We start from the raw sequence: 14,797 nt of genomic DNA, 5'->3' as shown, positions 1-14,797 counted from the left end.
AAGTTTTGGAGCGGGTGAAGGGAATCGAACCCTCGTATGCAGCTTGGGAAGCTGCCGTTCTACCATTGAACTACACCCGCATCGGTGTGCGAGTGGCATTATAACCGGTTACGACAACGTAGCAAGGCGTGATTGCGGATAAGCGCTGGAGTTTTAAGCAGTTAGCGTATGGCGTGATCTGCGGCATGAAAAAGGGCGCCGGAGCGCCCTTTTGTTGTTTCTGAAGAAACTTATTTCTGTGTCTGCGGACGCATCGCCGGGAACAAGATAACGTCGCGGATGGTGTGGCTGTTGGTGAACAGCATAACCATACGGTCGATACCAATGCCCAGGCCAGCAGTCGGTGGCAGGCCGTGTTCCAGCGCTGTCACGTAATCTTCATCAAAGAACATCGCTTCGTCATCGCCTGCATCTTTTGCTGAAACCTGGTCAGCAAAGCGCTGTGCCTGGTCTTCTGCATCGTTGAGCTCAGAGAAACCGTTTCCGATTTCACGACCACCGATGAAGAATTCGAAACGGTCAGTGATTTCAGGGTTCTCGTCATTACGGCGCGCCAGCGGAGAAACTTCTGCCGGGTACTCGGTAATGAAGGTTGGCTGGATCAGCTGCGCTTCTGCTGTTTCTTCGAAGATTTCAGTCACGATACGGCCCAGACCCCAGCTCTTCTCGATTTTGATACCGATAGATTCTGCGATAGCGGTCGCTTTAGCCAGATCGTCGAGATCCGCAACGTTAGTTTCAGGACGGTATTTGCAAATCGCTTCACGCATAGTCAGCTTGGCGAAAGGCTTACCGAAATCGAAAGTCTGGTCGCCGTACTGCACAACGCTGCTACCCAGAACGGATTCAGTCAGAGTTCGGAACAGAGTTTCGGTCAGAACGATCAGGTCTTTGTAATCCGCGTACGCCATGTAGAGTTCCATCATGGTGAACTCTGGGTTGTGACGCGGAGAAACGCCTTCGTTACGGAAGTTACGGTTGATTTCGAACACGCGATCAAAACCACCGACAACCAGACGTTTCAGATACAGTTCCGGCGCGATACGCAGGTACATGTCGATGTCGAGTGCATTGTGGTGAGTGATGAACGGACGTGCCGCTGCACCGCCAGGGATCACCTGCATCATTGGGGTTTCGACTTCCATGAAGCCGTTTTCCACCATGAAGCTGCGGATACCAGACATGATCTGAGAACGGATCATGAAGGTTTTACGGGAATCTTCATTAGCGATCAGGTCAAGGTAACGCTGACGATAACGCGCTTCCTGATCCTGCAAGCCGTGAAATTTATCCGGCAACGGACGCAGTGCTTTAGTCAGCAGACGCAGTTCAGAACAATGGATCGACAGTTCACCGGTCTTAGTTTTGAACAGCTTACCGGTCGCACCCAGGATATCGCCCAGATCCCATTTCTTGAATTGCTCATTGTAGATGCCTTCAGCGAGATCATCACGCGCAACGTAAAGCTGGATACGGCCACCGACATCTTGCAGCGTCACGAAAGACGCCTTGCCCATAATACGGCGGGTCATCATACGGCCACCGACGGTGACTTCGATGTTTAATGCTTCCAGTTCTTCGTTGGTCTTTTCGCCGTATTTCGCATGCAATTCATCAGAGATGCTGTCACGACGGAAATCGTTAGGGAAAGCGATACCGGATTCGCGCAGTAAAGCCAGCTTCTCACGACGAGATTTCAGCTCGTTGTTAAGATCTGGTACGTTTTCTGCACTTTGCGCTGCTGGTTGTTGCTCAGACATTTTGGTTCCTCATAACCCGGCCTTCAAACTTGCCTCAATGAATTTATCCAGGTCGCCATCCAGTACGGCCTGCGTATTTCGCGTTTCGACGCCCGTGCGTAAATCTTTGATACGGGAATCGTCCAGCACGTAAGAACGAATCTGGCTGCCCCAGCCGATGTCAGACTTGTTGTCTTCCAGCTGCTGTTTGTCCGCATTTTTCTTTTGCATCTCATACTCATAAAGCTTCGCACGCATCTGCTTCATGGCCTGATCTTTGTTTTTATGCTGGGAGCGGTCGTTCTGACACTGAGTCACAATGTTGGTCGGAAGGTGGGTAATACGTACCGCAGATTCCGTTTTGTTGACGTGCTGGCCACCCGCACCGGACGCGCGGTATACGTCGATTCGCAGGTCGGCAGGGTTAATTTCGATTTCGATATCGTCATCCACTTCCGGATACACAAACGCGGAACTGAAAGACGTATGGCGACGGCCACCGGAGTCGAACGGGCTTTTACGCACCAGGCGATGAACGCCGGTTTCCGTGCGCAGCCAGCCGAACGCATAATCACCGATGATCTTGATGGTCGCAGATTTAAGCCCGGCAACTTCACCGTCAGATTCTTCGATAACTTCTGTTTTGAAACCCTTGGCTTCTGCCCAGCGCAAATACATACGCAGCAGCATGCTCGCCCAGTCCTGCGCTTCCGTACCACCGGAACCGGCCTGGATATCGAGGTAGCAACTCGCACTGTCGTATTCACCGGAGAACATGCGGCGGAATTCCAGCTGTTCCAGCTTGACGGTCAGTGCATCAAGTTCTGCAACTGTTTCGTTGAAAGTATCTTCATCGTCGGCTTCCACAGCCAGTTCCAGCAGGCCGGTCACATCTTCCGCGCCCTGCAATAACTCATCGATGGTTTCAACAATAGCTTCCAGCGAGGAACGTTCTTTGCCCAGCGCCTGTGCGCGTTCTGGCTCGTTCCACACGTCCGGCTGTTCCAGCTCGGCGTTTACTTCTTCGAGGCGTTCTTTCTTGGCATCATAGTCAAAGATACCCCCGAAGAACGACTGTCCGCTCGGACAGGTCCTGAATGCGGTTTTTAACCGGATTAATTTCAAACATGATTTTTCGCGTCTTACGTTAGATTCGGAGTTGGCCCAATGCCATTCGAACCGCAGATTCTAACGGAATTAGCGGTCTTTTTATAGCAACGAGCCGTTTTTTTGCAGGGTTTATTGCGGGTGAAAATCGCTTATTTCGGCCATAAATGCTCAATGATCAACTGAACGCTGCGATTTCCCCGAAATTCATTGATATCCAACCGGTATGCCAGCTGCACTTCGCGGATACTGCTGTCCGGCCAGAACGTCGGATCAATGTTAAATGCAATACCGTCGAGCAGCGGGCCTCCGCCGACCGGTTCTATCATCAGCTTGAGATGACGCTCTTTGAGCAGTTTCTGTTGCAGGATGCGGAACGTACCATCAAATGTCGGTTCAGGGAACGCCTGCCCCCACGGACCACCGTCGCGCAGCATTTCAGCCGTATCGATGGTCAGCTCACGGGCAGAAAGCTCGCCATCTGACCAGACAACGCCTTCCAGATGAGAAGGATCCAGCCATTCGCCCACCAGTTCGGCGAACTTGTCACGAAACTCGTCGAACTTGCTTTCTTCCAGCGACAACCCGGCTGCCATCGCATGTCCGCCAAATTTCATCATCAGACCCGGATTAAGCGTATCCAGACGTTCCAGCGCATCGCGCATATGCAAACCAGCAATCGAACGGCCAGAGCCCTTCAGAATACCAGTGCCAGCGGGAGCAAACGCAATCACCGGTCTGTTAAAGCGTTCTTTCAGACGTGATGCCAAAATGCCAACCACGCCCTGATGCCATTCAGGGTGGTACATCGCCAGCCCGAACGGCAGTGCATCAGTGCTACGCTCGAGTTTGTCGCACAGCGCCAGCGCTTCAACCTGCATTCCCTGCTCTATCTCGCGGCGGGTCTGGTTCAGCGCATCCAGATCACTGGCCAGCGCACGAGCCTGGCCGATGTCTTCGCTGAGTAACAGCGCCACGCCAACCGACATATCATCAAGACGACCGGCAGCATTAAGCCGTGGCCCCAGCGCAAAACCTAAATCACTGGCGCACAATGTACGGGCTTCGCGCCCCGCCACTTCAAGCAGCGCGCGTATCCCCGCCCGACATTTACCGGCACGGATGCGGTTCAACCCCTGATACACCATGATTCGGTTGTTGGCATCAAGCGGGACGACGTCCGCGACCGTGCCCAGCGCGACCAGATCCAGATGTTCCGCCAGATTAGGAATAGCCAGGCCGTTTTGCTCAAACCAACCGCTGTCACGTAATGCACTGCGCAGCGCCAGCATCAGATAAAATGCCACGCCGACACCTGCGAGCGATTTAGACGGGAACTCACAGCCGACCAGATTCGGGTTAATAATCGCTTCGGCATCCGGTAACGTTTCGCCCGGCAAGTGGTGGTCAGTGACCAGCACCTGAATGCCTTTTTCATGGGCGAGCGTCACGCCAGCGTGAGAGGAAATGCCGTTGTCGACGGTCAGGATCAGCTCCGCACCGCGGGATGCAGCCTGTTCCACCACTTCCGGGCTGAGGCCGTAACCATCTTCAAAACGGTTCGGTACCAGATAATCCAGATTGCCACAGCCCATGCTGCGCAGAGACAACAGCGTCAGCGCGGTGCTGGTTGCGCCATCGGCATCAAAATCGCCAACGATAATTATGCGCAGACGTTCAGCCAGCGCTTTTTGCAACAGCGCGACTGCGGTATCAATGCCATCAAGTTGCTGATAAGGCAGCATTCCGCGCACGCTGCGCTCAAGTTCCTGACTTTCCTTCACCCCGCGAGAGAGATACAAACGGCGCAACAAAGGGGAAAGATCGGCGGGAAGTTCCACGCCAGTCGCTGCCTCACGGCGGCGAAGTTGAGTCTGCAAGGTCACGAAAAATCAACCACCCGTTTTATGTGAAGGATCCTGCTGATCGAGCATGGCAGCCATTTCTTTTGGCGGCTGATAGCCCGGGATCAAAGTACCGTCTTCCAGCACTACAGCCGGAGTGCCAGTAACGCCGAACTGAACGCCCAGTTCAAAGTGTTTTGCAATGCTGGTGGCACAGGTCGCCGGTGTAATTGCATCGCCGCGCATCGCCGCATCAAAATTGGTTTTACGGTTGCCGGTACACCAGATTGATTGCATATCTTTCTCAGTCTGGGAATTCAGCCCCTGACGCGGGAATGCCAGATAGCGCACGGTGATACCCAGATCGTTGTAATCCTGCATCTGCTGGTGCAGTTTGTGGCAATAGCCGCAAGTGATGTCAGTGAATACCGTAATCACATGCTTTTCGTTTTTGGCTTTGTAGATGATCATTTCGCTTTGCAGCGCATCGAGCTTTTTCACCAGCGCTTTATTAGTCACATTGACCGGATGGGTGCCACTGACGTCATACATAGGACCCTGCAAAACATGCTTGCCATCCTCGGTGATATAAATCGTACCGCTGTCGGTGGAAACGGCGCTCAGCCCTTTCACCGCCGTAGACTGTACCTCGGCATTGTTCATACCCAGTTTGCCCAGCGTGGCTTTGATTGCTGCATCATCTGCATGAACCGCGGAGCTCATACACGCAGTCAGGAATGTCAGCAGCAGTAAACCTTTTTTCATCATGTCGTCCTTTCTCTCCGGCCTGTTATGCGCGGGGATGATGTTGTTGATGTAGCTGTTTGAGTCGTTCAGTCGCTACATGGGTATAAATTTGTGTGGTTGATAAGTCACTGTGACCTAACAACATTTGCACCACGCGCAGATCCGCACCGTGGTTAAGTAAGTGGGTGGCGAAAGCGTGGCGCAGAACGTGGGGTGACAAACGTTCCGCATCAATGCCCGCAAGGATCGCATAGTGTTTGATACGATGCCAGAACGTCTGACGCGTCATTTGCTGCGCGCGGTTGCTGGGAAAGACGATATCCAGCGACTGACCGTTAAGCAGCCACGGCCTGCCGTGCTCGAAATAATTCTCGATCCAGTACACCGCTTCTTCACCCATCGGCACCAGACGTTCTTTGTTCCCTTTACCGATCACACGCACCACGCCCTGTCGCAGACTCAGGTCACTGAGCGTCAGCCCGACCAGCTCGGAAACACGCAAACCCGTGGCATACAGCAGTTCGAGCATCGCTTTATCGCGCAGTTCCAGGGGAACATCCACGCTTGGCGAAGCCAGCAGCGCATCGACCTGGGCTTCACTGAGATCCTTCGGCAGCCGCTGCGGTAATTTTGGTGAAGACAGTAATGCTGTCGGATCATCCTGACGCACTGATTCGCGGTTCATATACTGGAACAGACGGCGCATCGCACTGAGCAGACGCGCTGAACTGGTGGCTTTATATCCGCCTTCGATCCGCTCGGAGAGGAAAGATTGCAAATCCTCCGCGCTGACGTGCAGTAAATCAGTCTTATTGTGATGCAGCCAGCCCAGCAGCGTTTTGAGATCCTGCCGGTAAGACGAGAGCGTATTTTCAGCGAGATTTCGCTCAATCCACAGCATATCCAGAAACTGCTCTGTCAGACCCTGATCGGCCTGATTTACTTCCTGCTGAGCCTGCTCAGAGGTAACATCCTGAGCGTTCTCATGATCTTGTTTTGGCATTCCGACTCCTGCTTCCTGAGCACATACTGCGCCAGCCATTATGCCTTTCATGCATCCAAATCTGCTACACTCCTTGCCATTCGTATTCTTATGACGTTATGGCAACAAGCATGAAAATCGGACTTTTTTACGGTTCCAGCACCTGTTACACCGAAATGGCTGCGGAAAAAATTCGCGACATTCTGGGGGAAGAACTGGTTGATTTGCACAACATTAAAGATGTTGATCCTGATGTGATGGAAGACTACAGCATCCTGATCCTCGGCATCCCGACATGGGATTTCGGCGAAATTCAGGAAGACTGGGAAGCCGTCTGGAATCAACTCCCTACGCTTAAATTGCGCGGCAAAATTGTTGCCATGTACGGTATGGGCGACCAGCTCGGCTACGGCGAATGGTTCCTCGACGCGCTCGGTATGCTTTACCATCAGCTGGTGCCGCTGGGTGTGCGCTTTATCGGTTTCTGGCCGACGGAAGGCTTCGAATTTACCAGCCCGAAACCGCTGAGCGCCGATGGCAAACATTTCGTCGGGCTGGCTCTCGACGATGTGAATCAGTTTGATCTCACCGAAGAACGCCTGCAACAGTGGTGCGAGCAAATCCTGCTGGAAATGGACGCCCTGCTGTAACGCTTCGCCATTGTGATGCGTACACCATAAAAAGCATACGCCGCAAACTTCAGCCCGGTTCTGCCGGGCTACGCGGATGTGTGTTCAGCAGTATCTGGCGCAAATGCCGCCACTCTTCCTGACTCATGCTGTCCGACGCCAGCCACAAACGCTGCCTTCTGCTGCGCATGGCCTGCGCCAGACCGCCTTTGAGCTTTTCCCGACGCAGTGAAAGCAACGCGCCGTGGCTTATCATCCACACCGGTTGTTTAATCTGCCATTCATGACCACGCCACAAAAGACGGTGGTCATCCGTCAGAACAATTTCTCCTGTACGTGCCGTGATACGACGCTGGCTGCGGATGCATTCAAACAGCACCAGCAACAACAGCGTCATCCATACAGGCCAGTAACCCGCAGGCCAGGGTGCCAGCAAAATCAGCAGCATCACCGCACCGTAACATCCCAGTGAGAACAGCTGACTGCGCCAGGACACCCTCAGATCACATCGCCACAGGGCCACGGGCTTTGTTTCGCGTCTGGATAAGCGCGACCATGCGTTGCAATTCGGTGTCGTCCGGCTCGCCGTGATTCATCAGCCAGTTAAACAGATCAGGGTCATCACAAGTCAACAGGCGGACAAACACCTCTTTATCGGCCACGCTCAGCGAATCATATTCATGCTCGAAAAACGGCATGATAGAGATATCCAGCTCGCGCATACCACGGCGGCAGGCCCAGTGGACCCGGGAACGGTTATTAATATCCAGTGTATTTTTGCTTTCCATAACAAGGCTCTTTGTTGGGATACAGAACGTGAGTTTCTTTATGTCTGCGATGATTCTAACAGCGGCGCGTCATGCGACGTAACTTTTCAGTGCCCTGTTTTGTCAATCTACGTGATGTGCCGTAAAACCTGCTGAAAACCTGTCGTATGTTTTACATTCTCTGGAAGGCATCCCGTAAAAGGCACCAATAACTGTTTCCAAAGCGGATGGGCTCTTTTACCATGAGGTATCAGTCACATTTCATTGACCGGGATTAGAAAATGGCTAACGAATTTCCCTTTCCACCGCAAAAACCTTCAGCGTCCTCTCATCTGCCACTGACGTTGATCTCTCTGGAAGACTGGGCGCTGGTGACCATGACCGGCGCAGACACCATGAAGTACCTGCAAGGTCAGGTCACTGTGGATGTTGATGCGCTGGCCGCCGACAGCCACGTTCTTTGCGCGCATTGTGACGCGAAAGGAAAAATGTGGAGCAACCTTCGTCTGTTCAAACGCGGAGATGGCATGGCGTTTATTGAGCGTCGTAATTTGCGCGACACTCAGTTAACCGAAATGAAGAAATACGCGGTGTTTTCCAAAGTGACGTTCACCGCTGACGACGACGTCGTTTTGCTCGGAGTGGCAGGTTTTCAGGCGAGTGCCGCACTGACCGGTCTCTTTTCGACGTTGCCAACCGCTGAACAACAAGTCGTGCAACAGGATGAAACCACCCTGCTGCATTTCTCCCTGCCAGCAGAGCGTTATCTGATTGTGACCAGCCCGGAAAAAGCCCGTCAGGTAGTAGAGGAATTAGGCGAGCAAGCGCAGCGCAATGACAGCCAGCAGTGGCTGGCACTGGATATCGAAGCCGGTTTCCCGGTGATTGATACGCCAAACGCCGTGCAGTTTATTCCTCAGGCGACCAACATTCAGGCGCTCGACGGCATCAGCTTTACCAAGGGCTGCTACGCCGGTCAGGAAATGGTGGCGCGGGCAAAATACCGTGGTGCCAATAAACGCGCGCTTTACTGGTTGTCCGGCAAGGCGAGCAAAGTGCCCGCTCCGGCAGACGATCTTGAATTGCAGCTCGGGGAAAACTGGCGTCGAACCGGTACTGTTCTGGCTGCTGTTCAGCTCAGCGACGGCACGGTTTGGGTTCAGGCCGTGCTGAATAATGACCTGGAAGCCGACGCTAATCTGCGTGTACGCGAAGACGCCACCAGTCAGCTGAGCATTCAGCCATTACCGTATTCGCTGGAAGAAACGAAGTAGAAATAAATTAAGTAACAATAACTGACATCACCGCCTTCGATCCGCAAGGCGGTGAATATTCACTTAATCGTGATGGTGTTTTCCTTTGGCATTGAGCAAATCGACATAAGCCTGATCGACAAGCTCCTGCCGCTCGATACCTAGCTTTTCCAGTAAATTCTCAGCAATCGCAATACCCTGCTCCGGCATTTCCTCCTCATTTAACACCACTTCAAACTCGAGATAATCTCCCAGATGTTTTACCCGGTCGAGATGCAAACGGGTCTGACCGGTCAGGAATAACGTTCGCTGTTTGATGACTCGCCCCGCGGCGCCGTAAGCAAGCGTGAGCGTTTCACGCAGGCTGTCGGGATCCTGGGTTTCAGTCAGCTGGCAGAAACTGGTTTTCGGGCCTGCCTGATCCGGGCGCTGATAGAAAATCAGTTCACCACGATCGGGCGAAAAAGTGCGTAACTTCAGACGCCCGTGCGGACAAACAAAAAAGGTGTCGTCCTGATCAATGATGTCCGGCAATCCGTCGGCAAGCAGCGCCAGTTTCTCATACATTGCTGAAAAATCATCGATTCTGGCTTTGATTTCAATGTTTCTGGCCATCCGTCACTCCTTTAAAGGTTCACGCTTTTTTATCTGATTTAATCAATATCCCATGACCTTACAATGACATTCTGCGAAGCAGGCGCAAATTCTTTGTCACTCCTTCACGTATTTCCTGTCATTAGCAGATAAACTCCCCACATCGGGTGTTGCATGCACCTTTCACATCACGCCAGAAAAGGCCGGAGGCCAGAGTCCAGAATGATATGGATTATGCTTGCTGCAATTGTTGTGGTTTTTATTGTGGGTTATTGGTTTATGACGGCAGACACCCGCAAAGCGAACGCATCTCTCGCCAGTCTGTTGAAAATTAAGCCGGTTTATATTGATTCAATGCTGCTGGAAATGGGCAAACGACAGAGCCAGATGTTTATCCGCTCTATAAGCGGTGGCTACGCTGAAGAGATCCGCAAAGCAGCTTATGTTGTGTTTATTTATCAGACTTTTATAAAAGATGCCTCAGAGGAAAACATCGTCCGCTGGCGTAATATTCTGGTGCGCGCGCATTTGCCGCCACAGCTAAGCAGTGAACACGCCGAACTGGCACTGTTTTATTTCGCGGAACTGGATATCGAACCTTTCGAACTGGCGCAATTTCGCCGCGACTACAACCAGACTTATAACCAGATCCATCTGGTATAGACGCAAAAAAGCCGCTGGATCAGCGGCTTTCTTTCATCAGAGATAAGTGCGCGATTATCTGAATACGTTATCCAGATAGCTCGCCAGAATCTGACGTGAACTGAAACCGTGGCAAATTCCATAATAGGTTTCGTTGTCGCTGGAAACATCCAGCGGGAAATTCTTGTACGCATCACTACTGCGAAAAGATGCCGTCGGTTCGGCAAATCGTTCACTGCGCTCTTTCAGCGCCGGGTGTATTACCAGGGCAGTCCGGCCAAACCGCGCTTCCCGGTTTACATACACATAATGCTCGCCCCGGCGGTAACCGTAGGCTTTATCATCAACAAAATCGCGTTCAAACCCTGATGTTTCTAAAACGCGCGCCACTTCATCTGGCCGTAAATACATGGTTGCTCCTCGCTTCTTTAACCGCAAGGCGACCTTACCGCAATAACTCTGCCAGACAATGTGTTTATCCCGAATTTTGGCGTATTTAGGATTTATCTAAACACCTTAACCCTGAATCGAAAAGGGTTATTCCACCGGCGATTGGCGCGAAGTGTTCACCCACAATCTCAGCGTCAGCAACCAAGCGATCACGACCATAAACGCCGCCGCAAGATAAATAGACGGCGTGCCCAGATGCGAAATAATCAACCCGGCGACCGGTCCGGTGATACCCAGCCCGAGATCTAAAAAGGCAGAATACAAACCCAGCGCCGTGCCCTGATTTTGCGGCGGCACCTGTTTCACAGCCTCCACGCCCAGCGCAGGGAAAATAAGGGAAAAACCGGAGCCGGTAAGGAACGCGCCAAATTGTACTGACAGCGGATCGTGCCCCAGCCAGATCATCAGCAGCCCCGCGACCTCAAATACGAATGACACCAGCGAGACCCGCAGGCCGCCAAACCGGTTGATCATATTGCCGAAGACCAGTCGCGCGCCTACGAATCCGAGGCTGAATAAGGTGAGCGTGAACGCCGCCCCGCTCCAGCCTTTGTCCGCGTAATACAGCGTGATGAAGGTGGCGATAACGCCGAACCCGATAGTGCCAAAACCCAGTCCCAGTCCGTAAAGCCAGATGCGTCCGACCACTGCTTTAAAAGCAATACGTTTACCGGCAGTGACGGAAATCGCCGCTTTCATGCAGGCCAGAATGGCGGCAAACGCCGCAGCCACGATAATCAGAACCGCGACGCCCATCAGCCCGTAAGTGTGGTTGAGCAATACCCCGAGCGGCGCACCGACGGCCATTGCGCCATACGTCGCCACACCGTTCCAGGAAATGACCCTCGCCGTATGTTTCGCACCGACTGCACCAATGCCCCACAAGGTAGTTCCGGTGCTGCCGAAGCTTTCGCCCACGCCTAAGAAAACTCGCGCCAGACAAAGCAGCAGCAGGCTCGCCAGCGGATAAGCAGCAAACCAGAAAGCGATGGCGTAAAACACGCCGCTCATCCCGCAGCAAATCAGACCAAAAATCACCACCCGTTTAGGACCCAGTAGATCGGCGTAGCGCCCTGCGTGCGGACGGCTTATCAGGGTTGAGAAATACTGGACGCTGATCACCAGTCCGGCCAGCACAGAGTTATAGCCCAGCGTGTTATGCACGAAGCCCGGCAAAACGGCAAGCGGTAGGCCGATGGTCAGATAGACAACGAAGGTAAACAGCATGAACGACAAAATGCGTTTATTGAGCAGAGCGTTAGAACGAAGCGTACTTAAAGACATGGGCGGACCCGAAAATGAGATCACTGAGAGTGGAATCAACAGTATAAACAGGTTTCAGCGTCAAAACGGGCTAAAAATGTTATTGGCTGTAACGTGAATTTTGTTTTGCAGAGAAATCCGAGCCGCATCACGCCATGCCGCGTCCAGCCTGACTTGTTATCACAGCGTCATGGCCTGAAAAGCCCGATATTCACAGCCCTTTGTTCTTAAAGAACCATCCGGTACAACATTATGGTCTATGCTTAATTCAACAGTCACACAAGGAGAGACGGAATGTTTAAGAAAACAGATAAAGTAGAAAAAAATATTAATCAGGACGTAACCCTGCTGGCGGACACGTTGGATGAAGTGCTCCAGTCTGCAGGAGATAAATCTAAGGATGAATTAGATAAACTCCGCAGCAAAGCTCAGGGTGTTCTGCGTGATACACGTGCGCGTTTTAACACTGACAAAATCAGCCAGCAGGCACGTGATGCGGCGGCCAGTTCTAACGATTATGTGAAAGATAATCCGTGGTACGGCGTCGGTGCCGGTGCGGCAATCGGAATTGTTATCGGTGTCCTGCTGGGACGTCGTTAACTTAAAAAGGCAATTTGTGATGTCTCACTCCTGTGTCGGGAATATAGCTTAAAAAGCTGAGACATCCGCGTGGCTCCCTCATTGCCGTGCAATTGCTAAAAAGACGACGGAGCCTTCGGGCTCCGTTTTCTATTTCTGGCGCCGGGTCGCCGCCAGAACTTCTGCCAGTTGCCCGGTCAGCTCACCGGCCTGTTCTTGCGAAATGATATTCGGAAATCCCATCAGCAGCCCGTTCGGGCGCAACGCATCGCCACGCTCAGTGCGTTCAACCTGCCAGTCTGAAAGCGCCTGTACCGCCAGCCTCTGTTCGCGGGCATTTTTGGCGATTAGCGCATCATCCAGATTTCTATTCAGACTGGCAGATAACTGGATCCCGCCGACTTGCTGATTGACCTGCAATATGTCGGCCGGAAACTGCGCCGTCAGCGCCTGTTCGAGAAAGCCACGCCGCTGTGCATAGAGCTGACGCATTCTTTTAAGATGCCGGTAGAAATGCCCCTGTTCGATAAATTCCGCAATGCTGCTTTGCACCAGAGGCGGCGTGCCGCAAATCCGCAGCGGGCAATATGCCTCGATTTTATCCACCAGACTTTCAGGCACCACCACATAGCCGCAGCGCAGCGCCGGAAACATCACTTTGCTGAATGTCCCTGCGTAAATAACCCTTCCCTGTGTATCCAGGCTTTTCAGTGAAGGGAGAGGCTGACCGTGATAACGGAATTCGCTGTCATAGTCATCTTCGATAATCCAGGCCTGCTGTTTCGCCGCCCAGTCGAGCAGCGCCATGCGCCGCGATAAACTCATCGTCACACCGGTCGGGCTTTGGTGCGCGGGGGTCACAACGGCGAATCGCGCGTCAGGAAACTGCTTCACCGCCTGCGGGACATTCATGCCTTCAGCATCAACGTTCACCGCCATGGCAACCGCACCTGCCGCGCGAAAAAACGCCTGCGTCACCGGATAACCGGGGTCTTCCAGCCATACGCCGTCGCCGGGCTGGAGCAGACTGCCGATAATCAAATCCAGAACGGGCGCGTAGCCGCCACAGATAAAGACCTGCTCCGGACGGCAGGTAAATCCCCGGGAAAGTTGCAGATAGCGCGCCACCGCATTGCGCAATCCGTCGGTGCCTGCCAGCGGTGGATGGCCGAGATCGTTCATGCTGGTGTGACGGATTTGCCGCGAGACAATACGCGACCAGATAGCGCGGGGGAATTCATCCAGCGCCGGAAGCCCGAGCTGGAAAGGTAAAGAAGAAACAGAAGGCAGCATCGGGTTGATGGGTTTACGCACGGCGTCTTTCCTGACCGGCCTGGGTGCGGGAGCGGATAAACTTTCCGGGGCGCTGACCACTGTTCCGGCCTGTCCGCGGCTTTGCAAAAACCCTTCCGCCATCAGCAGACCATAGGCATTTTCCACCGTTGCGCGTGCCACACCGAGTTCACTGGCCAGCGCCCGCACCGACGGCACGCGGCTGTCGCGTTTAAGCTGACCGGCCATGATCGCCTGTTTTACCCGCTGATAAATCTGGCGGTAAAGCGGTTCTTTGTGCCGGGTATCGAGCTGAAAGGAAAGACTGAAGCCGCGCATCATGACCTGTTTAAATATGTATTTTATGGCCCTGTAGTATAGACCATGTGAAGCGTAAAGTAGCGGTCATTGAGGCGCACCGTGCGTCGCTATTAAATCCCAAAAATCCCAGAGGAAATCATCATGACTGCACTTCGCCTGCCTTACTATTCCCTGTCTGCTTCCGTGATGGAGCCGATGAAAGCGGCGCTCGGCGCGTTGGAAAACGGTCCGCTGGATAACGTGATTATCGAACTGGCATTCCTGCGTGTGTCACAAATCAACGGCTGCGCCTACTGTCTGGATATGCATTCCAAGGCGCTGCGTAAAATGGATGTCGCGCAGACCAAATTGGATCAGCTGGCGGGCTGGCAGGTCAGCCACGCGTATTCTGAACGTGAGCGCGCGGCGCTGGCCTGGGCAGAATCCCTTACGCTGGTAGCTGCAACCGGTGCGCCGGACAATGCGTTTGAACCCCTGAAAGCGCAATTCAGCGACGTGGAAATCTCAGAACTGACCTTTGCCATTGGCCTGATGAATGCATTTAACCGTCTTGCGGTAGGTATGCGCCAGTAATTTCACCGCTTAAAAAATGAACTGAAAAAAGTTTT

16 protein-coding genes and 1 tRNA gene are annotated in these 14,797 nt (G+C 53.0%); 5 read left to right on the top strand and 12 right to left on the bottom strand.

All coding sequences use genetic code 11. The features are described from left to right. Positions 1–6: 6 nt before the first annotated feature. From J1784_RS10350 to xerD, 6 genes are all read right to left on the bottom strand, one after another. Positions 7–80 (bottom strand) — tRNA-Gly (locus tag J1784_RS10350). A 150-nt stretch (positions 81–230) separates the two neighbouring features. Then, the gene (lysS, locus tag J1784_RS10345; protein WP_217149132.1) at positions 231–1,760 is read right to left on the bottom strand and encodes a lysine--tRNA ligase; all 1,530 of its coding nucleotides are present in this window, start codon (positions 1,758–1,760) and stop codon (positions 231–233) included. Between the two features lie 9 nt (positions 1,761–1,769). Further along, positions 1,770–2,868 (bottom strand): peptide chain release factor 2 gene (gene prfB, locus J1784_RS10340; RefSeq protein ID WP_101079309.1). Its coding sequence is split into 2 segments (ribosomal slippage): positions 1,770–2,792 and positions 2,794–2,868, totalling 1,098 coding nucleotides; the frame shifts between segments, so codons are not numbered across the junction. A 130-nt stretch (positions 2,869–2,998) separates the two neighbouring features. Further along, positions 2,999–4,732: a single-stranded-DNA-specific exonuclease RecJ gene (gene recJ / locus J1784_RS10335; RefSeq protein WP_217149131.1), complete on the bottom strand. Its 1,734-nt coding sequence runs from the start codon at positions 4,730–4,732 to the stop codon at positions 2,999–3,001. Positions 4,733–4,738: 6 nt separating this feature from the next. Next, positions 4,739–5,455 carry a bifunctional protein-disulfide isomerase/oxidoreductase DsbC gene (gene dsbC, locus J1784_RS10330; RefSeq protein ID WP_217149130.1) on the bottom strand — a complete coding sequence of 239 codons (717 nt, stop codon included), beginning with the start codon at positions 5,453–5,455 and terminating at the stop codon, positions 4,739–4,741. Between the two features lie 25 nt (positions 5,456–5,480). Continuing rightward, complete coding sequence (gene xerD / locus J1784_RS10325) at positions 5,481–6,440, bottom strand: site-specific tyrosine recombinase XerD (protein WP_217149129.1); 960 nt, start codon at positions 6,438–6,440, stop codon at positions 5,481–5,483. 110 nt (positions 6,441–6,550) lie between these two features. Between xerD and fldB the strand changes: the two genes are divergently transcribed. Further along, positions 6,551–7,069 carry a flavodoxin FldB gene (gene fldB / locus J1784_RS10320; protein WP_112291250.1) on the top strand — a complete coding sequence of 173 codons (519 nt, stop codon included), beginning with the start codon at positions 6,551–6,553 and terminating at the stop codon, positions 7,067–7,069. Between the two features lie 49 nt (positions 7,070–7,118). Here fldB and J1784_RS10315 read toward each other — a convergent pair whose 3' ends face one another. Together J1784_RS10315 and sdhE are read right to left on the bottom strand one after the other, a co-directional pair. Next, the gene (locus J1784_RS10315) at positions 7,119–7,571 is read right to left on the bottom strand and encodes a protein YgfX (protein WP_217149128.1); all 453 of its coding nucleotides are present in this window, start codon (positions 7,569–7,571) and stop codon (positions 7,119–7,121) included. After that, positions 7,552–7,818: an FAD assembly factor SdhE gene (gene sdhE, locus J1784_RS10310; protein WP_217149207.1), complete on the bottom strand. Its 267-nt coding sequence runs from the start codon at positions 7,816–7,818 to the stop codon at positions 7,552–7,554. Before sdhE ends, J1784_RS10315 begins: the two co-directional genes overlap by 20 nt. Before the next feature lie 278 nt (positions 7,819–8,096). Between sdhE and ygfZ the strand changes: the two genes are divergently transcribed. Beyond that, a complete protein-coding gene (gene ygfZ, locus J1784_RS10305; protein ID WP_217149127.1) occupies positions 8,097–9,089 on the top strand; it encodes a tRNA-modifying protein YgfZ in 993 nt (330 codons plus the stop codon). Positions 9,090–9,152: 63 nt separating this feature from the next. Here the strand turns inward: ygfZ and J1784_RS10300 are convergent, their stop codons facing one another. Then, complete coding sequence (locus J1784_RS10300; protein WP_217149126.1) at positions 9,153–9,683, bottom strand: class IV adenylate cyclase; 531 nt, start codon at positions 9,681–9,683, stop codon at positions 9,153–9,155. Between the two features lie 201 nt (positions 9,684–9,884). Between J1784_RS10300 and J1784_RS10295 the strand changes: the two genes are divergently transcribed. Further along, complete coding sequence (locus tag J1784_RS10295) at positions 9,885–10,325, top strand: DUF1198 domain-containing protein (RefSeq protein ID WP_120508960.1); 441 nt, start codon at positions 9,885–9,887, stop codon at positions 10,323–10,325. Between the two features lie 54 nt (positions 10,326–10,379). Here the strand turns inward: J1784_RS10295 and J1784_RS10290 are convergent, their stop codons facing one another. Then, positions 10,380–10,715 (bottom strand): DUF2002 family protein, encoded by a 336-nt coding sequence (locus J1784_RS10290; protein WP_217149125.1) that lies wholly within the window; start codon positions 10,713–10,715, stop codon positions 10,380–10,382. Between the two features lie 126 nt (positions 10,716–10,841). Beyond that, positions 10,842–12,038, bottom strand: coding sequence for an MFS transporter (locus tag J1784_RS10285; RefSeq protein WP_217149124.1), 1,197 nt, complete (start codon positions 12,036–12,038; stop codon positions 10,842–10,844). A gap of 273 nt (positions 12,039–12,311) precedes the next feature. Between J1784_RS10285 and J1784_RS10280 the strand changes: the two genes are divergently transcribed. Next, positions 12,312–12,617, top strand: a complete 306-nt coding sequence (locus J1784_RS10280) for an ElaB/YgaM/YqjD family protein (protein ID WP_217149123.1) — start codon at positions 12,312–12,314, stop codon at positions 12,615–12,617. A 129-nt stretch (positions 12,618–12,746) separates the two neighbouring features. Here J1784_RS10280 and pdxR read toward each other — a convergent pair whose 3' ends face one another. Continuing rightward, entirely contained in the window at positions 12,747–14,207 is a 1,461-nt protein-coding gene (pdxR, locus tag J1784_RS10275) for a MocR-like pyridoxine biosynthesis transcription factor PdxR (protein WP_217149122.1), read from the bottom strand. 123 nt (positions 14,208–14,330) lie between these two features. Between pdxR and J1784_RS10270 the strand changes: the two genes are divergently transcribed. Then, positions 14,331–14,762 (top strand): carboxymuconolactone decarboxylase family protein, encoded by a 432-nt coding sequence (locus tag J1784_RS10270; RefSeq protein ID WP_217149121.1) that lies wholly within the window; start codon positions 14,331–14,333, stop codon positions 14,760–14,762. Positions 14,763–14,797: the final 35 nt, after the last annotated feature.

The sequence above is a fragment of the Rahnella ecdela genome (genome assembly GCF_019049625.1).
Classification (GTDB): Bacteria; Pseudomonadota; Gammaproteobacteria; order Enterobacterales; family Enterobacteriaceae; genus Rahnella; species Rahnella ecdela.
Note: the sequence above shows the minus strand (reverse complement) of the source record. Positions and strands in the feature narration are given on the sequence as shown.